Source organism: Rhizobium sp. ZX09, from assembly GCF_017357485.1.
Lineage (GTDB): Bacteria > Pseudomonadota > Alphaproteobacteria > Rhizobiales > Rhizobiaceae > Agrobacterium > Agrobacterium pusense.
Window position 1 is genome coordinate 1,096,309 of record NZ_CP031364.1, and the last position, 20,781, is coordinate 1,117,089.

A 20,781-nucleotide genomic window follows, 5' to 3' on the forward strand; every position below is an offset into this window, starting at 1 on the left:
GGGGCCGAAAGGCCCCTTTTGTTCCTACCGTTGCACCGGCTGCTATCGCGCAATCCGCTCGAGCACGCGGCTCAATGCATCTTTCAAGGCCTTTGAACCGCCTTTGCCATCGAAGTCTTTGAGCACCTGTTCGTTGAGGCCGCCTTTGGTGGCGAATTCACGGCTGATATCGTTAAAATCCGCCTTGCTTCCGGCCAACACCGCCACCTCGGAGAGGCCGCCAAAGAGGGGCGCAAGATAGGCACGCGCCTTTTCTTCCGGCAGTCCGTTTTCGGCCAACCATTCCGTTGCCGTTTGCATGATACCGAAATAAGTAGCCATCAGAGCGCTTCCGGCGGCCAGAAGGTCGTATTCCGCCTTGGTCTCGCATTCCACCGCATTGCCGAGCACGTTGAAGATTGCTGCCGTATCCCTATCGGCGGGATAAATGGCGGTGACGCCTTTGCGGCGGGCGACGAAGGGCAGCGGGATCGCCTGGGTGAGATGTACATCCGCATCGATCCAGTCGAGAAGGGCTTCCCGGCTGGTCGCAGCCACGACGCTGATGACTTTCTGTTCGTCCCTGAACCGTAGCGGCCGGATGACCTCCTCGGCAATCTGGGGACGGATTGCCAGCATGACGGTATCGCAGCCATCGACGATCGCCTGATTGTCGCTTGAGACGATCACCTGCGAAAAATCGGCAGCCAGTTCAGCCGAAACATCCGCGCTGCGCTGGGACACCATGACATGTGGTACGGCGGCGGGTCTGGCAAGCAGGCCGCGTACCATCGCGTCGGTGATGGCGCCTGTTCCGATAAAACCGATTTTTTGGGGCAGGGACATGAATACTCCACTGTGGCGGCTGGATCGAGAGATGGTCGGTCCTTCCAGTTTGGCGCGATGCTAGATTTTCCACTGGTAAATGTCGACAGGCGGTCGGGCTATCTGTGACGCCACGGCACTTAGGGCGGCCGATGCTCGCGAAAAGCGGCAGCGAGCGTTCGCAACGCCTCACGCGATCTGCTGTCCGTCAGGGTCGAGAACATGATGATTTCGGTGGAAGGCAGGGAAGGCAGCCCAAAACGCTGGCTCACCTCCACGGTGCCGGGTGGGGCAAGACGGGAGGAGAAGGCGGAAATCGCAAGTCCCGCCGAAACGGCCGCGGTTACCATGGACGATGTGCCGCCGAGGAAGACCTCCGTCCAGGCTATGCCAGCTCCGTCCAGGGCGCGGGTGGCTATATCACGCACGCCACAGGCGGGAGACAGTGCCGCAAGCCGCAACGGTTCACCCTGACGATGTTCGAATTGCGGGGCTGCATACCAGCCGAAATGCTCCGGTCCGAGAACCTCGCCGTCGCGCCGGTCGTCCTCGCGTCTGATGATGGCTGCGTCGATTTCCCCACGGTCGAACGCGTCGAGCAGGGAGCGCGAATGGTCCATCCGCACTTCAATCGTCAGGCCCGGATCATGGTCGTTGAGGCGGGCCAGAAGGGTTGGCACCTCCGGTCCTGCCACGTGGGCGGCAATGCCGAGGCCAAAACGACGGCGCGGTGAGGAAAGGCCTGCCAATGCGCGATCGTGTGCGGCGAGAAATTCGCGGGCGGGCGCCAAAAACACTGCACCCTGCGCGGATAGCCGTACCGAACGCGGTGTGCGTTCGAGCAGCCGCTGGCCTAGCCTGTCTTCCAATCGCTTGAGCTTGACGCTGATCGCGCCCTGGGTGGTGCCGAGCGCTTCGGCCGCGCGGGTGAAGCTCTGCATATCGGCGATGGTAACGAAGGCTTCGACGGCCTCCACATCCAGCGTGCTCATGTCGACTATTCCAATTTGTTGTCTCTGAAATAGCCAATCATCCAATTCAGTTATGGTCAAGCTTTGTCTAGCCTGTCGCCGCGTAGATCGGTTTCACAGTTGCGAGCCGAGCCAAGAAAGGCTGAAGAATGACCCTTGTTATTACCGAACAAACGGGCAGCAGAAGCGCCATGGCGCTCGCTGCCGTTTGTCTCTCCGCTCTTATGTTCGGACTGGAAATCTCCAGCGTTCCTGCGATCCTGCCGACACTGGAAGAGGTACTGCACGCGGATTTCCGGCAACTCCAGTGGATCATGAATGCCTATACCATCGGCGTGACCATGGTGCTGATGGCAACCGGTGCGCTGGCCGACCGCTTCGGCCGTAAACGTGTCTTTATTGCCAGTATTGCTGCCTTTGCCCTGTCTTCCCTTGCCTGCGGAATGACGCAGAATGTTCCGGTGCTGATCGGCGCGCGCTTCTTTCAGGGCTTGAGCGGCGGGGCGATGCTGGTGTGCCAGATCGCCATTCTGTCGCACCAGTTCCGTACGGCGCGGGAGCGCGGCATGGCCTTCGGCTGGTGGGGCATCATCTCGGGCGTTGGGCTCGGTTTCGGCCCGATCATCGGTGGTGCCATTGTTGCGCTGTGGAGCTGGGAATGGGTTTTCCTCGTTCACGTAGCGCTCGCCATCGTGACGTGGCTGCTTGCTTCGGGCGGTGTGAGAGAATCGCGTGACCCGGAGGCGGCACGTCTGGATATCGCCGGCATGGCCACGCTTTCGCTGTCCGTTTTTTGCCTTGCCTTTTTCATCACACAGGGACCCGAGCTTGGTTTTGCGAGCCCGGCGGCGCTTCTGATCCTTGGCGTCTCGGCTGCGAGCTTCATCGCCTTCCTGATTGCCGAAAAGCTTAGTTCAAGACCGATGTTCGACTTCTCAGTGTTCCGCATCCGGCCTTTTTCCGGGGCGATCATCGGTTCAGCGGCGATGAATATCAGCTTCTGGCCGTTCATGATCTATCTGCCGATCTGGTTTCAGGCTGGCCTCGGTTATGACAGCGTCACCGCCGGGCTCGGCCTGCTTGCCTATACGCTCCCAGCCTTGGTGGTCCCGCCTCTGGCGGAACGCCTGTCGCTGCGCTACCAACCCCGCCTCGTCATTCCGGCAGGACTGTTCACTATCGGCCTCGGCTTCATGCTGATGAAGCTGGGAAGCGGTATCGAAGAGGCGAACTGGGTTACAATGCTGCCCGGCTGCATCCTCGCGGGAATAGGGCTCGGACTTACCAATACCCCCGTTACCAACACGACCACGGGCGCGGTTTCGCCCGCCCGTTCGGGCATGGCTTCGGGCGTCGACATGAGCGCACGCATGATCTCGCTTGCCATCAACATTCCGATCATGGGCTTTATTCTGGTCGAGGGCGTGGGGGCTTCGCTTCGGGCGAACCTGCCAATCGGGGCGGATGTTTCTCATGTGCAGTCGCTGGCGGAAAAGATCGCCGCGGGAACTGCTGGCGCCTCGGCGCAGGGGGTTCCGGAAGAGCTTGTCCACCGGGCGCTTGCGGATGGGTTCGGCCTGGTCATGCTCTATGCTGGCATCAGTGTATGGCTACTCGCCGCCATCAGCTTCATGATCTTCGGGCCGGCGCGAAAGCCCGCCCATGACTAGGGTGGAGTTCAGGATGCCTCCCGGAAAACGACGGTCACGATCGTTCCGCCGTCTGGGCGCGCCTTTATCTGCAGATCGCTGTCATGCGCCTGTGCGATTGCGCGGGCAATGGACAGGCCGAGACCTGTCCCGCCGGTCTTACGCGCGCGTGACGGTTCCATGCGCCAGAAGAGTTCGATGCCGTGCGCCTCGACGCCGGCGGGGAAGCCCGGCCCCTTATCCTCGATCGAGACGAAGGCGCGCCCGTCCTGAAGCCCGGTCGAGCAACGCATAAATCCGCCGCTCGCCGCGTAGCGGCGCACATTGTCCATCAGGATCAGCAGCAGCTGCCGAAGGCGTTGACGGTCGCCGCAAACTGATGCTGCCTCCAGCGACATATCGAGATCAATGCCTGCTTCGTTCATGAGCGGCCGTGCCGCCTCCGCCACGGCCGCGCATTCGGCGGCAAGATCAAGTGGCTCGGTATCTTTGACGAGGCTGTTGGTTTCGGCCAGAGAAAGCGTGCGCAAATCATCCACGAGACGTGCCAGCCCCTCCACATGGACGATGAGGTGGCGAATGGCTTCCTTGTCGAGGGGAAAGAGATCATCGGCAATGCCGTGCAAACGGCCCTGCAGGATCGTGAGCGGGGTGCGCAGTTCATGGGCTACCGCCATCGTGTTGAACTTCAACCGGTGCTCCATCATCTGAAGTTCCCGGATCAAGCTCTCGAAACTGTCGACGAGAAATGCGACCTCTGCGATGTGGCTCCCCCTGATCTCTGCTCCTCCGCTGAAGTTGCCGGTCGCCATGCGCCGCGCTGCATCGGCAAGTTCGCCGAGAGGTGCCGCAATGCGCCGAGAGATGAAGTAACCAAGCAAGCTGCAGAGAAAGACACCGAGCAATCCGAAAATGAACACGGATTTGATAAGCTCGTTATCGGCCTCGTCCTCAAGGCCCGGCAAAACCCTGACAAGGGCCTCAAGCTGACGCTGGTCCGGCATCACACCCCGGTCTATATCCGAGAAGGCCTTGGAGGCATCCGGCGATAGCTGGGCGATCATGCGCTCCTGAATATTGTCCGCATACCAGGAAACGCCGAAATAGACCAACGCAACCGCAAAGATGAGCATTGTAGTGATCGTGATCGCCGTCATCGTCCGCAGGCGGAGCCGCCAAGGCTTCATGGTTTTTGCTCCCCTGCCAGCCGATAACCGATGCTGCGCACCGAGACGAGATAACCGCAGGCGCCATGGTCCGTCAGTTTTTTGCGCAGATTGGCGATGTGTGTGTCGATAGTGCGCGCCAGCGCATCGCTTTCCGGCAGGCAGGCGTCAAGAATATCGGCACGCTGAAAGGCGTGCGTGGGACGACGCGCCATATGGGCGAGGATCCTGAACTCGCTCAGCGTGAGCGGCAGAACGGCCCGCTGACCGTCGTTGCAGACGGCTGCGACATAGGCTTCGGTGTCTACCTCAATGGGCCCGAAGCGTAAAACTCCGCCAGAGCCCGGTTGCCGCGTGCGTTTCAGCACGGCATTCACCCGCGCGATCAATTCATGCGGATTGAAAGGTTTGACGATGTAGTCGTCAGCACCGAGGCGAAGGCCCGTCAGCTTGTCCATGTCCTCGGCGAGAGATGTGACCATGATGACAGGCGTCTCCCGTTCCCGCCGGATGCGGTTCAAAACCTCGATGCCGTCGAATTTCGGCAGGCGAATGTCGAGGAGAACCAGATCAGGTCTCAACATGGAGAAATGGGTCAGCGCCGTTTCTCCGTCGCTGGCTCTGACGGTTCTGTATCCTTCGCGAACGAGATAGGCGTCCAGGATCTGAATAATATCGGGGTCGTCTTCGACGATTAGAATTAGTCCTTTGTCCATACTCAATCCGCAAATTTACTGGTGTCGGCCGTGGCAGCGCCGGGACGCTAAGCGGATGCGGAACATCGGGCAAGAGCCGCTGTGCCTGAATGAATCCCACCGGCACTCCTTTCCATACACTCTTGTGTCTTTCTCCGCAGAGCCTTGACATTTCTGCGGAAGAGAACTGGCCATGCACCAGTCTCTCACCCATAAAACCCACCCCAAAAAGCGGCGTTTGACCCAACGGTCGAAATTTCGTGTCAACTTTATTTCTGTCGTTCGTCAGGCATTTGCGCGTGCCTCCTGCAGTCCCTTTGTGCTGGCTCTTCTGGTCGCCCTTGCGATGATGATTGTCTTTACGATCAGGCCGGATATCGATCTTGGAGTAAGCTGGCAATTCTGGGCGGAAGGTTTCACACTCGGCGAGGACGAGTTCCTGATTTCCGTCCGCGATCTGAACCGCAGGCTTCCCTGGGTCTTGCTGTCCGGACTTGTGTGCATGCTTGTCGTAATGCCCTTCTCGCGCGGCTTGCCACGGCTTTTTCCACCACACAGACTGCTGCTTATTATCGTCTTTTTTGCTCTGGGACCGGGCGCTGCGGTGCATGCCCTGAAAAACCTGTTCGGCAGGGCAAGGCCGCGGCATCTCGCAGAGTTCGGGGGAGAGCTGGTTTTTACACCGGTTCTTTCCCTCGGTGGCAGCTGCACCCGAAACTGCTCTTTTCCTTCCGGTGAAAGCGCTTCCGCAATCGCCCTTCTGGCCTTCATCATTCTCCTGCCAGAGAAATTTCGCCTGATCGGCACCGCAATATTGACGCCGTTCATCGTGATTTTCTCCCTGAACAGGGTGGCGATGGGAGCTCATTTCCTCTCGGATGTCCTGATTGCATGGCCTTTGATGTTTGCGGTATTTCTTCTGCTCCATCGGCCGTTCATCAACAATCGGCGTGCGATCGACGCGACTTTTTCGCGCAAGAGCGATGGTGCGCGGCGCTCCGCCGAAACAAGACCGTTTGCCGAACAATAACGCCCGTCGGGCATCCGACCGCTAATATCAAAAGGGCAGCGGAAACCGCTGCCCCTTCCGTTTCTTCTGCGCAGATGATGGCAGCCTTATTTCACCTTTGCGACGACAAGCTTGCCGTCGGCGCGTTCGGCGATGAACTCGATATTGGCGCCTTCCTTGAGCTTGGCGAGCATCGCATCGTCCTTGACGCGGAACACCATGGTCATGGCTGGCATGTCGAGGTTCTTCAGTTCTTCATGGATGATCGTGACCTTCTTGGCGGCAGCATCGACTTTCTTGACTGTTCCCTTGGTGAATTCCTCTGCAAATGCGCTGAATGGAGCGGTGAGTAGAAGTGCGGCTGCGACGGTGATCTTAATGACGGTCTTCATGGTGAGATTCCTTCGGTTGTGGGTTACTTGGCGGATACTTTGAGATCGCCGCGCATGCCGGCCTCGTAATGTCCGGGTTTCAGGCAGGCGAATTCGAACATGCCGTCATTGGTGAATTTCCAGATGATTTCGCCGCTTTCTCCCGGCGCGAGGGTGATAGCGTTCGGGTTGTCGTGTTCCATCTCCGGCGCCTTGGCCATTGCAGCCTTGTGCTCCAGATTGGCTTTCTGCTCGTCCATGATGAATTCATGGTCCAGCTCGCCGGTATTCTTGACAGCGAAGCGAACCGTCTTGCCCTTCTTGAATTCGAATTTGGCGGGCGTGAACAGCATCTTGCCATCGGGTGTCTCTTTCATCGTCACCTGAATGGTCTGGGTTACTTTTGCCTTGTCGCCCGGTTCGCCCACCGCCATCGCTTCATGGCCGCCGCCGTGGGTGCCGGATGCGAGCGCTGGCGTGGCAAGAGTGGTGAGAAGCAGTGCAATTTTCAGTCTGGTCATGTCATTGTTCCTTGGTTTGTAAGGGTGGGTCGTCTTCAGCCGTGTTTCATCGGATGCGGCGTGATCTGCGTTTTGGGGTCGGTGTTTTTTTGGCTGTCCGGCAATTCGCCGGTCCATTCCCAGGCCTGCGTGCCGGGCGGATTTTCGTACCAGCCGGGGTCTGCGTAATCGCCCGCGGAAATGCCTTCGCGAACCTTTACGACAGAGAACATTCCGCCCATTTCGATCGGGCCGTGCGGGCCCCACCCCGTCATCATCGGAACGGTATTTTCGGGGATTTCCATTTCCATCGCGCCCATGTCGGCCATGCCGGCGGTGCCCATCGGCATATATTCCGGCCGGACCTTGCGGATCTTTTCGGTGACGCTTTTTTTGTCGACGCCGATGAAGGTGGGGACGTCATGTCCCATGGCGTTCATCGTATGGTGTGACTTGTGGCAATGGATCGCCCAGTCGCCGACATATTTGGCGTCGAATTCATAAGCCCGCATGGCGCCGACGGGAATATCGATGCTGACCTCCGGCCAGCGCGCCTCCGGCCGCACCCAGCCGCCATCCGTGCAGGTCACCTCGAAATCGTAACCGTGCATGTGGATCGGATGGTTGGTCATGGTCAGGTTACCGACGCGCACGCGCACCCGGTCGTCCCTGGAAACCACCAGCGGATCGATGCCCGGAAACACCCGGCTGTTCCATGCCCAAAGATTGAAATCCGTCATCGTCATGATTTTGGGGACGGAGGTGCCGGGATTGATGTCGAAGGCGTTGAGCAGGAACACAAAATCGCGGTCCACCGGCATGAAGGTGGGGTCCTTCGGATGGACAACGAAGAAACCCATCATGCCCATCGCCATCTGCACCATCTCGTCCGAATGCGGGTGGTACATGAAGGTGCCCGACTTCAAGAGGTCGAACTCGTAGACGAAGGTCTTGCCGACGGGGATATGCGGCTGCGACAGTCCACCCACCCCGTCCATGCCCGATGGCAGGATCATGCCGTGCCAGTGGATCGTCGTATGTTCCGGCAGCTTGTTGGTAACAAAAATGCGCACCCGGTCGCCTTCCACGGCCTCGATGGTGGGGCCCGGTGACTGGCCGTTGTAACCCCATAGACGGGCAGTCATGCCCTCGGCCATTTCGCGTTCCACCGGCTCGGCGACAAGGTGGAATTCCTTGACGCCATTGTTCATCCGGAAGGGCAGGGTCCAGCCATTCAAGGTGACGACGGGATTATAATCGGGACCGGCGGTGGGCTTTACCGGCGCCTGCGTTGCCGCCGTTTCCATCACTGCCGCTTCCGGCAGGCTGCTGTTGGAGGTTTTCGCCCAGGCCGCCGAGGAGACCATAGCGGCGCTGACGCCCAGAAGTTGTCTTCTATTGAACATGGTCTTTCCCTTTCTCAATGTCCGCCACCACCGCCGCCGGAAGCGGCGGCAACCTCGGTCTCTCCGCCAGACGCGCCTGCGCCGCCGCCATAAATGGCAGGGGCGAGGCCGGCTTCGGCGAGCCAGAAGTCGCGTTTGGCATTGATGGCCAGCAGGTTTGAATTGACCTTCTCGCGGCTGTCGGCCAGCAGCTCGAACGTGTTGGTGAGCATGCCGTTATAGGTCAGCAGCGACTCTTCCTCGATCTTGGTGCGCAGGGGCACCACGCTGTTGCGGTAATGCCGGGCGATATCGTAATTCGAGCGATAGGCCTGATAGGCCGAGCGGGCCTCCGAGCGGATATTGACCGCCTTTTCCGCCAGCAGATTGGCTGCACGCATATAAGCGAGCTCGGATTCCCGCATGCGCGCCTGGCCGGAATCGAAGATCGGAATGACGAATTCCAGTTCCGCGTTGCCGGTCGTCTGTTTGTGCTTTTCGCCGTCTTCCAGCTCGCGCTCGGTCTCGAAACCGGAGCGCAACTCGAGATCGGTGACGTAGCGGGTGGCTTCCGTGAGCTTGAAGGAGCGCGCGGTCGCCTCAAGATCGAGTTTTGCCATCTGCAGATCGACGCGGCGTTGCAGCGCCTCCGCCTCGATCATGTCACGCTTGGCGAGTGTTTTTGGAAGCTGCGGCAGGCGGTTGGGAATGGCGTATTCAATATCCGCTCCCCATAGACCCATCAGCCGCGTCAGTTCTTCCTTGGCAAGGCGGGCTTCAAGCCGCGCCTTGGCGATCTGGCCTGTCAACTCGGCATAAAACACCTGTTCGCGGGCCTGGCCTTCCTTATTGAGCGAACCCGCCTCGCCAAGCTTCTTGGCGAGTTCAGAGGCGGCGTCCGCCGCGGTCTGCGCCTGCGCCAGTTGGCCGACATTTTCGAGGGCGGCAACGGCGTTGATCCATGCCCGGCGCGTATCTGCCGCGAGTTGCAGCGTTTTCAGCGCGGCGGCAAGCTGCGCCTTGCGGAAGTTGGTATCGGCAATCGCCACGTTCTGCTTGAGGGTGGCGAGTGCCAGGATATTGGTGACGACCACGCCCTCGATTGACTTATAGGCCCTGAGGCCGGGGGTGCCGATCCCCGTCAGCCCGATGCCGACCCGCGGATTGACCAGCATGGTCGATTGCCAGGCGGTGGCAGCGGCTTCCCCCAGATCGGCATAGGCCGCCTGCAGGCCCTTGTTGTTCAGCAGCGCAACCTGTACGGCGGTTTCGGCATCAAGGACCTTGCTGGCCGCCATCAGCGTTTTGACGCGGGCTTGTGTTGCCTGCGCTTCGACCCGGTTCTGCACCCAGATGGCCTGTTTTCCGGTCGCTTCCGATGTCTTTGCCGAAACATTGATGAACCCAGCATCCGACGCCGCATATTGTGCGGCCGAGACACAGCCACTGAGAAAAAGCGGCATGGATAGAACGGCTGCCAGTTTTGCGCCGAATTTGAATGCACGTGGTGTCATGATGCGTCTCCTTTTGGAGCCTGCGCATCGTTCTGGTCACGCCAGGGTTTGGGATCGACCGGCATGCGGGCCGTGTAAGCCGAGACCGGGCTTTGGTAGCGGAGGGGGGCGACGGCAAGCGTCGGGTTTGCCGCGTCGTCATAGGAGGCGGCGTCATTCATCATCGATGTGGCTGTGCAGCCGCCCAGAAGCAGGGGCGCCGCAACCACAATATAAATTGGGTTCATGGGTCGTTTCCGAACAGGAGATGTAACGGCGTAGCGGCGCTACAGCCGCTCACGCACGGTCATTGCCCAAGGCGGGCTTTGCCTGTTCAGATGTTCGGGGGGCGGTGAAGAAGCGGGGTCTGCCCCAGCGCCTTGCTGTCATCGAGGAAGGAGCGGATGCCGCTGACGACGGGCGTGCCGACTGTGCCGTGATCGATCAGAACCGCCATGCCGAGACAGAAATCGCCGCAGCATTGTGGCTTCGCGGTTTTTTTGACACCACCGTCCTCGTCGGACATTCCCTGCAGGTCCTGGACGCCGTGGCGACCATGAGTGTCGGACATCATCGCCGAGCCGCCATGATCCATCATCTTGCCGTGATCCATCGTGGCGGATTGAGCGTGCTGCGTTCCTCCGGCGTCGGGACCATGCATTGCGGCATTCACGGTGGAAACGCTGTAGCCGGCCAGTGATAGGATCATCACTAGTCTAAACATAAGGGCCAGCAATTTCGCTGCTCGCAACGTTTCACGCATGGCCGTTAGAAAAGCCGCTGTCCCGTGATTTGTCAATGGATATGGTTCATAACCATTGATGAAAACCTTGATGTGAAGCTGATCGCCCATCCGATTTCATGCGAAAGACCACAGCCCGATGCGGCCCTTTCGCCGGCGATGCGGGTAATATCGGCCTCGGCGATGAATTCGGGAGGAGGCAGCGCAAAGCGGCTCCGTCGCAGAAAATGCGGGCTCAGAAATGGATGATGGTGTGCATGGCACTGTCATCCCCCGCGCCGTCGGCGGTCTATTCTTCCGTCGGGCGAAATCGAAGATGGATGAGCGGATAGGGCCGCCCCTGTCCGTCGAGATCGGAGCGTCCCGTCGGCTTGAAGCCCAGCCGGCGATAAAAGCCCAGTGCTTCGCCGTTTTGCTCGTTAACGTCGGTTGTCAGTGCCGGGTGAAGCGCAAGCGCACTTTCCACCAGGGCCTTGCCTATGCCTTTGCCGTGATGGTCCGGATCGATGAACAGCGCCTCCATATGGCCTTCATGCAGAAACATGAAACCCAGGGCGCGGTCTGTTTCGTCGACGGCAAGCGTCAACGGCGCCTGCGGCAAAAATGCCGTGACTTCCTCGCCGATCGCAACGCGATCCTGCGGAAGTAGAAAGCCATGGGTCGCGTCAACGGCCCTGCTCCATATGTCGAGGATGCGCGCCGCGTCGCCATTGGTGGAGGTGCGAAGTGATATCATTCTCGAGGTTTAGCAATTCGGACGGTTTCGCGCCATGGGCCTGCTCGATCTTTTCGTGCGCAAATATGTGGGGAATTGCCACCCTCGAAATGCGGCCTGTTTGTCCCGCTCGGTCCTGTCTGCATTTCGCGTCGAAAAAACTCTCAAGAAAAAAGTGCTTGCAAAATGCCATCGTAAAAAAATAGATAAAAACAAGTTCTATCTATTTATTTAAGGATTGGGAGTGACGTATGGATCAGATGGCACTGCGGACTGACAAAAAACCGGCTACTTTTAGCGACGATGAAACGAATTCCGCCGTTGAAGAGGCAAAAATTATCTATAATTTACCGTTTAACGATCTTTTGTTTCGAGCGCAGCAGGTGCACCGGCGTCATTTCGATGCCAATGCAATCCAGATGAGCCGGCTTCTTTCGATCAAAACGGGCGGCTGCCCCGAAGATTGCAGTTACTGCAGTCAGTCCGCCCGAAATCCGACCGGTCTGAAGGCTTCCAAACTCATGGAAGTCGAGCGGGTACTGGCGGAGGCGCGCAAGGCAAAAGAGGGTGGGGCGACGCGTTATTGCATGGGCGCGGCCTGGCGTAATCCCAAGGAGCGCGACATGGAGGCTGTGGTCGCCATGGTCGAAGGCGTGAAAGCGCTCGGCATGGAAACCTGCATGACGCTCGGCATGCTGACGCCGGAACAATCCGAGCGGCTGGCCGATGCCGGGCTGGACTATTACAATCATAACGTTGATACGTCAGAGCGGTTTTATTCCGAGATCACTACGACCCGCACCTTCGAGGACCGGCTGGCGACGCTCGCCAATGTCCGCGATGCCGGCATCAAAGTCTGTGCCGGCGGCATTCTCGGCATGGGGGAGACGGTCGAAGACCGGATTTCGATGCTGGTGACGCTCGCCAACCTTCCGGCTCCGCCGGAAAGCGTTCCGATCAACATGCTGATCCCGATCCCCGGCTCGAAACTGGCCAATGCCGATCCTGTCGATCCGATCGAATTCGTCCGCACCATCGCGCTTGCCCGCATCCTGATGCCGCGTTCGCATGTAAGGCTTTCTGCCGGGCGTACCGAGATGAGCGATGAGACGCAGGCGCTCTGTTTCCTGGCCGGCGCCAATTCCATCTTCATCGGCGAAACGCTGCTGACGGCGGATAACCCGGGGGAAGATCACGATACGGCGCTCTTCCGCCGACTCGGCCTCAAGCCAATGGAATTGCCGCCTGTGGAAGCAGGAGGCTGCCGGTGAACCTTGCGGCGCTCTCCCCCTATGAGGCGAAGCTTGCCGGCCTCAGCCGCAAATCGCGGCTTCGTGCGCTTGCACCGCGCGAGGGGGTCGATTTCACTTCGAACGATTATCTCGGCCTTGCCGAAGCGCCGCGCCTGAAGGCGGCAATCGTTGATGCCATGGCAAGAGGCGTGCCGGTGGGCGCCGGTGGCTCGCGATTGCTGCGTGGCAATCACCCCGAACACGAGGCGTTGGAAGCGGAAGCGGCGGCGTTCTTCGGGGCCGAAAAAGCGATCTATTTCAGCAGCGGTTTTGCTTCCAATGTCGCGCTTTTTTCCACCCTGCCGCTGCGGGACGATCTTGTCCTACATGATGCCCTGATCCATGCCAGCGTGCATGATGGCATTGCGGCGGGAAAGGCCAAGGCGGTGGCTGTGCCGCATAATGAGGTCGAGGCATTCGAGCGGGAAATAATCCGCTGGCGGCAGGCGGGCGGTAAGGGGCGACCATGGATCGCTGTCGAAAGCCTTTATTCCATGGATGGCGATTGCGCGCCGCTCGCGGCGCTTGCCGATCTTGCCGAACGGCATGGTGGTTTTCTGGTTATCGATGAAGCCCATGCCACCGGCGTCTTCGGCCCCGGTGGGCGTGGACTTGCTGCGGCACTGGAAGGCCGTGGCAATGTGGTGGCGCTTCACACCTGCGGCAAGGCGTTCGGGGCCTCCGGCGCGCTTTTGAACCTGCCTGCGGTTCTTGCCGATTATCTCGTCAACCGCGCCCGCGGGTTCATCTATTCCACCGCGCCTTCGCCGCTGATGGCGGCGGCGGTGCGGGAAGCCCTGCGCGTCGTCGCGGACGAACCCTGGCGGCGGTCGCGACTGGCAGAACTGGTCAGTTTTACCGGCGAGGAGTTGCAGCGCCAACTCGGCGTGACGCCAAGCGGTTCACAGATCCTTCCGGTGATGATCGGCGACAATGCACGCTCGCTGAAGATTGCCGGGCGGCTGCGGCAAGGGGGTTTCGATGTGCGGGCGATCCGGCCGCCGACGGTGCCGGAAGGCACGGCGCGGCTGCGCATCGCCATCACGCTCAATGTGGAGGAAAGCCAGATTGCCGCTATGATCGGGTTGCTTGCCCTCTCGTTGCGGGAGCACGCAGCATGAGCCCCCGTTTTGTCATCTCTGGCACGGATACCGGCATCGGCAAGACGGTTTTTGCCGCAGCGCTCACCCATGCCCTCAAGGCTCATTACTGGAAGCCCGTGCAGTCAGGGCTTGAGGAAGAAACCGACAGCGAGACGGTGGCAAGGCTTGCCGGCGTGCCGCACACGCACATCCTGCCGGAAGCCTATCGTCTGAAGACGCCGGCCTCGCCGCATCTTTCCGCGCGTCTCGACAATGTCACGATCGATCCCACATTTTTACAGCCGCCGCGACTGGATGGACCGCTTGTCATCGAAGGCGCAGGCGGGCTTCTGGTGCCGCTGACGGAGAGCGTGCTCTTCGCCGATATCTTCGCCCGCTGGCAAATTCCGCTCATTCTGTGCGCCGGAACCGCGCTCGGCACCATCAACCACACGCTGCTGTCGCTCGAGGCGCTGCGGCGACGCGCCATTTCGGTGCAGGGCGTGGTTTTCATCGGTGATGAAGACAGGGAAAACCAGCGCGTTATTTCGAATATCGGCGCGGTGCGCCCGCTCGGCCGGTTGCCACGCCTGCCGAATCTGACCAGCGACGCGCTGCATCAGGCCTTCGCCCAACACTTCAATCTCGCTGATTTTCTGGAGGTGCCGGCATGAGCCGTTCCCCGGTCTGGCATCCCTTCACCCAGCATGGGCTGGAACCGCCGATGAAGCGTGTGGTCTCGGCGCAAGGGGCGTTTCTGGTGGATGAGGATGGCAATCGCCTGTTCGACGCCATTTCATCCTGGTGGGTCACCACCCACGGGCACCGGCATCCGGCGATCATGGCGGCCATCCGCGCCGCCACCGAGACATTGGACCAGGTTATTTTTGCCGAATTTTCCCATGAGCCCGCTGAGACGCTCGCCCGGGGGTTGATCGAGCTTGCACCTGCCGGACTAAGCCATGTGTTTTATTCTGACAGCGGCTCGACGGCGGTGGAGGTGGCGCTGAAAATGGCGCTCGGTTATTTCCACAATCGCGGTGAAAAGCGCGACCGTATCGTGGTGATGGAGCATGGCTATCATGGCGATACGATCGGCACCATGTCGACAGGCGAGCGCGGTGTGTTCAATGCCGCCTATGAGCCGCTGCTTTTCGGCGTCGACCGTCTGGCCTTCCCGGAGGCGGGCAGCGAGCAGCGCACACTGGATATGTTCGAGGTCTATTGCCGCTCGGGCCGCATTGCCGCCCTGCTGATCGAGCCATTGGTGCTGGGGGCCGGCGGCATGAAGATCTATGGCGCCCATGTTCTTGCCGGGCTGAAACAGATAGCCGAACGCCACGGCTGCCTCGTCATCGCCGATGAGGTGATGACCGGCTGGGGCAGGACCGGAACCCTGTTTGCCTGTGAGCAGGCGGCAATTTCGCCGGATATTCTCTGCACCTCCAAGGGGCTCACAGGCGGTTCCCTGCCGCTGGCGGCAACGCTGTGCAGCGCAAAGATTTTCGATGCGCATTTTTCGACCGACCGTCGCAAAACCTTTTTCCATTCGAGCTCCTATACGGCCAATCCGATCGCCTGCGCCGCTGCCGTCGCCAATCTCCAGGTCTGGCGGGATGAACCGGTTCTCCAGCGTATCGGGCAGGTGCAACAGGCGCTGGGCGATAATATCAGGCGATTTGCAGATGATGGCCGTTTCGCCAATATCCGGCAGGCAGGCACCATCGCCGCGCTTGATCTCGTGGTGCCTGCTGGGGGGTATCTTTCCGCAGCGGGGCCACGCATGCGCCAGTTGTTCCGCGAGCGCGGTTTCCTCATCCGCCCGCTCGGCAACGTACTTTACCTGATGCCGCCGTATTGTTCGACGCCTGACGACCTGACACGCGCCTTTGACGTCATCGGTGAGGTTGCCGGGATCGTTACTCAGGCTGCACCGGTAAATTCGCGCGCCGCCGGGAGCTAGAAATGGAGATGCCAGGACCGTTGCGAAAGTCATGACAATGCAGACACGCTCTTCCCGTATGGCTGGTTTCGGCCATGCCGTTCCTGCCCGTTGCGTCGGCAATGCCGAAATAGAGGCCAACCTCGGGTTGGAGGCCGGCTGGATCGAACGGCGCACTGGCATTCGCTCCCGTTATTGGGCAGAGAAGGACGACACGCTGAGTGGCCTTGCGGAAAAGGCGGGCCGGATGGCGCTGGCGGATGCCAAGATCGATCCCGATAACATTGCGCTTACGCTGCTTGCGACCTCCACGCCGGACCATCTTCTGCCGCCTTCCGCGCCGCTGCTGGCACGCAGGCTCGGTTTGACGCGCTCCGGTGCGATCGATCTTGCTGGCGCCTGTTCCGGTTTTCTTTATGCGCTCACCCTCGCGGATGGTTTTGTCCGTACCCATGGCCGCGCCGTCCTTGTTGTCGCGGCCAATATTCTCAGCCGTCGCATCAATCCGGCGGAAAGGGCGAGCGCCGTCCTGTTTGCCGATGCCGCCGGCGCTGTGGTGCTCACCCCTTGCCCTGAGGCGAAACGCGGGCTGTTGTCGGCCGATCTCGTTGCCGATGGAAGCGGTTACGATCTCATCCAGATTGCGGCAGGCGGCAGCAGCCGGCCCTTTTGCGCTGATATGTCCGCCGAAGATGCCCTGATGACGATGCGCGATGGCCGGGAGGTTTTCTCCCGCGCCGTGGCGCTGATGAGCGAGACCTCACAGCGCGTGCTGGAAGAGGCGGAACTGACCGCAGCCGATATCGGCCGTTTCGTACCGCATCAGGCCAATGCCCGCATGTTTGATGCCGTCTGTGGCAATCTTGGTATCGAGCGGGGAAAGACGGTTCGCACCATAGAAAGCTTCGGCAATTCGTCCGCCGCCACCATCCCGCTTTCGCTGTCCATGACCAACAGCGGGCGACCTTTCGCGAGCGGCGAAAATCTGCTTCTGACGGCAGCCGGCGCGGGCATGACGGGCGGAGCGGTTGTTTATCGCATCTAACCCCGCGGCGGCCTTCAGCGCCAGAACACGAGCGCCATGCCGATAACGACAAGAGCGGCTCCCACCCACGCACCAGATGCGGGCCGCTCCCCGGTTCTAAGCCAGAGCAATGGCAGGATGATGACCGGCGTGGTGGCCGAAAGTGTGGAGACAATGCCGACCTTTCCGCCAGAAAGCGCAAACAGCAGCAGCGTCATGCCGAAGCCGAGCGCGATCGTGCCGGTCAGCGCCGTCTGGAGGAAAATGCTGCCCGTCAATGGCCCCTTGGGTTTTACGGCCTTGATGGGGAGCATTGTCAACATCGTAAGGCAGATTGCGGCGACGCCCACCCGCAGCATGGATGCGGCGATGGGATCGATACCTGCTGCCATCACAGGCCTCGCGATCAGCGAGCCAACGGCTTGGCTGAGAGCTGCGAGAAGGCCGACGAGGACGCCGAGCCAGAGCGGTCCCTTCACGCTTTCCCATGCGTGCAGCTGCGACTTGCGCTTGCCGAAAAGGATGGCCAGCAGAACGCCCGCAAGGGTGAGTCCTATACCGCCTATGGCTGTCACGGAAAGCTGTTCCCCGAGGACAGCCCAGCCAAGCACGGCGGAGATGGGAGCGTTGAGCGCAAACAGGATTCCCGAGCGGCGTGGCCCCAGCCGGTTGAGGCAGGTGAAAAGCAGCGTGTCGCCAACGAAGATGCCGATGAAGCCGGAAAGCAACAGCGCCCACAGCGCATCCGGTTGCAGGTCCCGCCAGGTTCCTGATGCGATGACGTAAAGACCGAGCACCGAGGCGACAAAAAGCTGCCTTGTCCTGTTGAAGGCAAGCGCACCAAGATGCCCCGCCGGGCGGGCGGCAAGCAGCCCCGTTATCGCCCAGCAAGTTGCAGCGCCCACGGCGGCCAGTTCATAGAGTACCATCTCGTTCCACTGCTCCGCGGGCTTTTCTTATTAACCCGCCCCCATCATGCGTGCTTGCGCGCCCACCGCAGGTTCTGCGTTTGCCCGCCATAACCATAGGTGTCGCCATCCACGGCGTGAACCAGCACATAGCTTGCTTCGTGCACGGGGCCAAGCAGCCTGTTCATCTCTTCATAAACACGGCGTACCCATTCGGTCGTCTCGTCCTTGCTGTTTGTGTGATCGGTAATCGAAACCTCGACATAAAATGTGCCGACCTTCTGTTCGGCGACGCTCGATCCGGCGACGATCCAGTCGGCGGGATCGGCACTTTCGACGAGAACGGCGGTAACCGCCGGGTCTTTGTGCAGGATGTCCGCAGTCAACCGGGACAGGAGAGCGGCGATTTCCAGCTTCGGATCGTCAGCGTCTTGAGGTTTGGTGTAGCGGGTTTTGATCATGGGCATGGTGTTTCTCCTTGTTGCCGAAAACCACCTTGCGTAAATTTCATCATAATGATAAGATAATGAATACTATTCTATTCATAGCGATTTTATATGATTGACCTTGAAAGCGTCCGCCTCTTCATTCTCGCCGTTGAACTGGGCAGCCTGACTAGGGCGGCCGAGGCTGCGGGAACCGTGCAGCCCGTCGTCAGCCAGAAGCTGAAGATGCTGGAGCAGCGTCTCGGCAGACGGTTGATCGACCGCTCGCCACGCCACCTTCGGCTGACGGAGGATGGGCAGGTGTTTCTGCCGAAGGCCCGCGAGCTGCTGGCCAAACATGAGGATGCGCTGAACTTCAGTGACGAGCCACCGTTGCACTTTGCACTGGCGGCCAGCGATCACGCGATCGGGACCCGCCTTTCGGCAGCGATAAGAGCAATGCGCGCATCGCTGCCGGCCAATGCTGTGATTGATGTGACCTTGGGTTTTTCCCGGCAGGTGAAGGAAAACTTCGCTTCCGGACTGGCCGATGCCGCCATCATCCGTCGCAATGGCGGCGGGTCCGATGGCGAAGTGCTACGCACCGACAGGCTGGGATGGCGTGTGGCCCCGGACTGGCGACCGCGCACCAACAGCGCCGTTCCGCTTGTCTCTCTTGGGGCGGGGTGTGGTGTCCGGGATATTGCGATAGCCGAGCTCGGAAAGGCTGGCGTCGCCTGGCGCGATGCATTCACCGCTGGAAGCTGTTCTGCGCTTCTGGAAGGAGTGCTTGCCGGTGCAGGCATCGCAGCCCTCGGCGAGATCAGCGCGCGAGGCTTGCCGGATCGCGGCCCCGAGCTAGGCCTGCCACCGTTGCCAATCTCTGACATCGTGCTTCTTTCCCGCGCGCGTACACCGGCCCATGCCTCAGCCATCAGGGCGCTCGCCGCCGCGATATCGGCCGCGGGCGAGTAGCGTCGGAATGATATCTGCTACGAGACCAAAATCGAGGATGTAAAGGGAGTTAAGGTGTTGGCTGGGGAACCTGGACCCTAAGAGGGTACGCAACCAACTATTTGATATTGAAAAAACTAATTTGATTTCATATGGATGCGGTACATTCAGCAGGTCAATTTGAGGTACATTCAGTGCCGCGTGTAAAGCTTCCCAACTACCTAGAACGCATGAACAATGGCGGATGGCGGGTTTCTGTCCCGGTACCCCGCGACCTCGTAAAGGCCATTGGCAAAACAAGATTAAAACGGTCACTAGACACTCATAGTGAGGCTGAGGCAGGCAGGCGGAAGCACGCCGTGGTGGCCGAGTTTCTCGCCATGATCGAAGCCGCACGGTCAGGGAAAGTTTCTGCTGCTGCCGTTGTGGGGGCCAATGTGACGGGTTCATCTCGTCAAGATTTGGTGAGCAAGGCGCTCGATTTGCGGGCGATTCTCGAAGCGCACGAGGAGGGGACCGAAGAATACGAGCTGGAGCGGGAGGGCATCTATCAGGTCGCTGAACACATTCGCGGTTCTGAGGTCGCCGTCGACGAGGAGACGGACACACCTGTCTTTGACCCTCATAAGGCGAGCAAGGCAGCTAGCTTCCTGAAGGTGGCGCTTGGCAAGGAGACCCCAGTGAGCGAACCGCTGGAGACCTTCCATTCTCAGGTTCTATGGAAGCCAAGAACAAAGTCGGACAGTGAACGAGCAATCTCTCTTTTGAAGACTTGGTGTGCTGAAAACAGCGTCCCGTTCGTGATCGAGGCCATTACCCGTAAGCGTGCTGGAAAGTTCATCAGTGATCTTGCCGCTGATACTGACCGCCCGCTGACCAATCGGACGATCAACAAATATCTGTCCTGTCTGTCGAAGTACTGGAAGTGGCTGGAAGCTCGCGGCTTCGTAGATGAAGCCAAATCACCATGGGCGGGTCAGTCCCTTCCCAAGGAAAGGCCAAAGGAAGGTGAGAAAGAGCGCCCCTTCACAGACGAGGAAATAAAAGCGCTCCTAACCGGCAAACCTAACCAACCATATATCAAAGACCTCATGCTAATCGCTGCGCTGACAGGTGCGCGTATCGACGCAATCGTCAGCTTAAAGCGGAAGGACATCACCGGTGATGGTAATATGCGCTTTAAGGCTCAGAAGCGTGAAGATCACTCCCGCCTAGTTCCTATTCATAGCGCTCTGAAGGCAACGATGGAGCGCCTAACGGAGGGGAAGGAAGCTGACCACGACCTATTCCCTGACTGCCCCCCTGTCGATGACGACACGATTCAGGAACGGTCCATGCCCGCCGTCAAGGCATTTAATTACTATCGAAAGAAAGTCGGCGTGCACGAGGCCGTCGAAGGGAAACGCCGTAGTCTCGTGAATTTCCATTCGTTCCGTCGCTGGTTCATCACCAAGGCCTTTCAGGCAGGTCAACCGGAGATCGCCGTTCAAATGGTGGTGGGTCAGAAGCCCCAAAGCATTGCAGCGAAGGTATATTTGGGCGGCCTTACTATCGGCCAACTCAAGTCCTGCGTTGAGGCCGTTAAATTGCCCTTGAGCGTCGAAGCAAGTATGGACGAAGTTAGCAAATCCTTTAACGTTTGCGATTAGCGTTT

General features: G+C 59.7%; 22 protein-coding genes. 9 read left to right on the forward strand and 13 right to left on the reverse strand.

Annotated features, from left to right (window positions below; translation table 11 throughout):
• Positions 1–42: 42 nt before the first annotated feature.
• Positions 43–825, reverse strand: a complete 783-nt coding sequence (locus BTN45_RS19710; RefSeq protein ID WP_112765973.1) for a pyrroline-5-carboxylate reductase — start codon at positions 823–825, stop codon at positions 43–45.
• Positions 826–944: 119 nt separating this feature from the next.
• A complete protein-coding gene (locus BTN45_RS19715; RefSeq protein WP_207590657.1) occupies positions 945–1,796 on the reverse strand; it encodes a LysR substrate-binding domain-containing protein in 852 nt (283 codons plus the stop codon).
• A 128-nt stretch (positions 1,797–1,924) separates the two neighbouring features.
• Here BTN45_RS19715 and BTN45_RS19720 point away from each other — a divergent pair, with 128 nt between their 5' ends.
• Positions 1,925–3,445: an MFS transporter gene (locus BTN45_RS19720; RefSeq protein ID WP_207590659.1), complete on the forward strand. Its 1,521-nt coding sequence runs from the start codon at positions 1,925–1,927 to the stop codon at positions 3,443–3,445.
• A gap of 8 nt (positions 3,446–3,453) precedes the next feature.
• Here BTN45_RS19720 and BTN45_RS19725 read toward each other — a convergent pair whose 3' ends face one another.
• Together BTN45_RS19725 and BTN45_RS19730 are read right to left on the reverse strand one after the other, a co-directional pair.
• Complete coding sequence (locus BTN45_RS19725) at positions 3,454–4,611, reverse strand: ATP-binding protein (RefSeq protein WP_153776535.1); 1,158 nt, start codon at positions 4,609–4,611, stop codon at positions 3,454–3,456.
• Positions 4,608–5,306 (reverse strand): response regulator, encoded by a 699-nt coding sequence (locus BTN45_RS19730; protein WP_004437520.1) that lies wholly within the window; start codon positions 5,304–5,306, stop codon positions 4,608–4,610. The genes BTN45_RS19725 and BTN45_RS19730 overlap by 4 nt, the downstream gene beginning before the upstream one ends.
• A gap of 298 nt (positions 5,307–5,604) precedes the next feature.
• Between BTN45_RS19730 and BTN45_RS19735 the strand changes: the two genes are divergently transcribed.
• Entirely contained in the window at positions 5,605–6,315 is a 711-nt protein-coding gene (locus BTN45_RS19735; protein WP_246751712.1) for a phosphatase PAP2 family protein, read from the forward strand.
• An 86-nt stretch (positions 6,316–6,401) separates the two neighbouring features.
• Here BTN45_RS19735 and BTN45_RS19740 read toward each other — a convergent pair whose 3' ends face one another.
• The 7 genes from BTN45_RS19740 to BTN45_RS19770 form a co-directional block, all read right to left on the reverse strand.
• Positions 6,402–6,686: a copper-binding protein gene (locus BTN45_RS19740; RefSeq protein ID WP_006698154.1), complete on the reverse strand. Its 285-nt coding sequence runs from the start codon at positions 6,684–6,686 to the stop codon at positions 6,402–6,404.
• 23 nt (positions 6,687–6,709) lie between these two features.
• Entirely contained in the window at positions 6,710–7,186 is a 477-nt protein-coding gene (locus tag BTN45_RS19745; RefSeq protein ID WP_207590664.1) for a plastocyanin/azurin family copper-binding protein, read from the reverse strand.
• A 35-nt stretch (positions 7,187–7,221) separates the two neighbouring features.
• The gene (locus BTN45_RS19750; RefSeq protein WP_112555318.1) at positions 7,222–8,571 is read right to left on the reverse strand and encodes a copper oxidase; all 1,350 of its coding nucleotides are present in this window, start codon (positions 8,569–8,571) and stop codon (positions 7,222–7,224) included.
• Between the two features lie 14 nt (positions 8,572–8,585).
• Complete coding sequence (locus tag BTN45_RS19755) at positions 8,586–10,064, reverse strand: TolC family protein (protein ID WP_207590665.1); 1,479 nt, start codon at positions 10,062–10,064, stop codon at positions 8,586–8,588.
• Entirely contained in the window at positions 10,061–10,291 is a 231-nt protein-coding gene (locus BTN45_RS19760; protein ID WP_004437539.1) for a hypothetical protein, read from the reverse strand. The genes BTN45_RS19755 and BTN45_RS19760 overlap by 4 nt, the downstream gene beginning before the upstream one ends.
• 86 nt (positions 10,292–10,377) lie before the next feature.
• Positions 10,378–10,806: a hypothetical protein gene (locus tag BTN45_RS19765; protein WP_207591683.1), complete on the reverse strand. Its 429-nt coding sequence runs from the start codon at positions 10,804–10,806 to the stop codon at positions 10,378–10,380.
• Between the two features lie 268 nt (positions 10,807–11,074).
• Positions 11,075–11,521 (reverse strand): acetyltransferase, encoded by a 447-nt coding sequence (locus BTN45_RS19770; RefSeq protein ID WP_035207483.1) that lies wholly within the window; start codon positions 11,519–11,521, stop codon positions 11,075–11,077.
• A gap of 230 nt (positions 11,522–11,751) precedes the next feature.
• Between BTN45_RS19770 and bioB the strand changes: the two genes are divergently transcribed.
• Genes bioB through BTN45_RS19795 form a run of 5 tightly spaced genes read left to right on the forward strand, consistent with a single transcriptional unit; the run spans position 11,752 to position 16,861 of the window.
• Positions 11,752–12,771 (forward strand): biotin synthase BioB, encoded by a 1,020-nt coding sequence (gene bioB, locus BTN45_RS19775; protein WP_004437548.1) that lies wholly within the window; start codon positions 11,752–11,754, stop codon positions 12,769–12,771.
• Entirely contained in the window at positions 12,768–13,913 is a 1,146-nt protein-coding gene (locus BTN45_RS19780; protein ID WP_207590667.1) for an 8-amino-7-oxononanoate synthase, read from the forward strand. Before bioB ends, BTN45_RS19780 begins: the two co-directional genes overlap by 4 nt.
• On the forward strand, positions 13,910–14,548 hold the full coding sequence (bioD, locus tag BTN45_RS19785; RefSeq protein WP_207590668.1) for a dethiobiotin synthase: 639 nt from the start codon (positions 13,910–13,912) through the stop codon (positions 14,546–14,548). Before BTN45_RS19780 ends, bioD begins: the two co-directional genes overlap by 4 nt.
• Complete coding sequence (locus tag BTN45_RS19790; protein ID WP_113380694.1) at positions 14,545–15,837, forward strand: adenosylmethionine--8-amino-7-oxononanoate transaminase; 1,293 nt, start codon at positions 14,545–14,547, stop codon at positions 15,835–15,837. Before bioD ends, BTN45_RS19790 begins: the two co-directional genes overlap by 4 nt.
• A gap of 37 nt (positions 15,838–15,874) precedes the next feature.
• A complete protein-coding gene (locus BTN45_RS19795; RefSeq protein ID WP_034500254.1) occupies positions 15,875–16,861 on the forward strand; it encodes a beta-ketoacyl-ACP synthase III in 987 nt (328 codons plus the stop codon).
• Between the two features lie 14 nt (positions 16,862–16,875).
• On the opposite strand, the gene BTN45_RS19800 is transcribed toward BTN45_RS19795, so the two are convergent.
• Together BTN45_RS19800 and BTN45_RS19805 are read right to left on the reverse strand one after the other, a co-directional pair.
• Positions 16,876–17,769, reverse strand: coding sequence for a DMT family transporter (locus BTN45_RS19800; RefSeq protein WP_207590670.1), 894 nt, complete (start codon positions 17,767–17,769; stop codon positions 16,876–16,878).
• 44 nt (positions 17,770–17,813) lie between these two features.
• On the reverse strand, positions 17,814–18,215 hold the full coding sequence (locus BTN45_RS19805) for a 4-oxalocrotonate tautomerase family protein (protein ID WP_207590672.1): 402 nt from the start codon (positions 18,213–18,215) through the stop codon (positions 17,814–17,816).
• Positions 18,216–18,305: 90 nt separating this feature from the next.
• On the opposite strand from BTN45_RS19805, the gene BTN45_RS19810 reads away from it, so the two are divergent.
• Positions 18,306–19,148 carry a LysR family transcriptional regulator gene (locus BTN45_RS19810; RefSeq protein WP_044459501.1) on the forward strand — a complete coding sequence of 281 codons (843 nt, stop codon included), beginning with the start codon at positions 18,306–18,308 and terminating at the stop codon, positions 19,146–19,148.
• A gap of 209 nt (positions 19,149–19,357) precedes the next feature.
• Complete coding sequence (locus BTN45_RS19815) at positions 19,358–20,776, forward strand: DUF6538 domain-containing protein (protein ID WP_348649834.1); 1,419 nt, start codon at positions 19,358–19,360, stop codon at positions 20,774–20,776.
• Positions 20,777–20,781 lie beyond the last annotated feature (5 nt).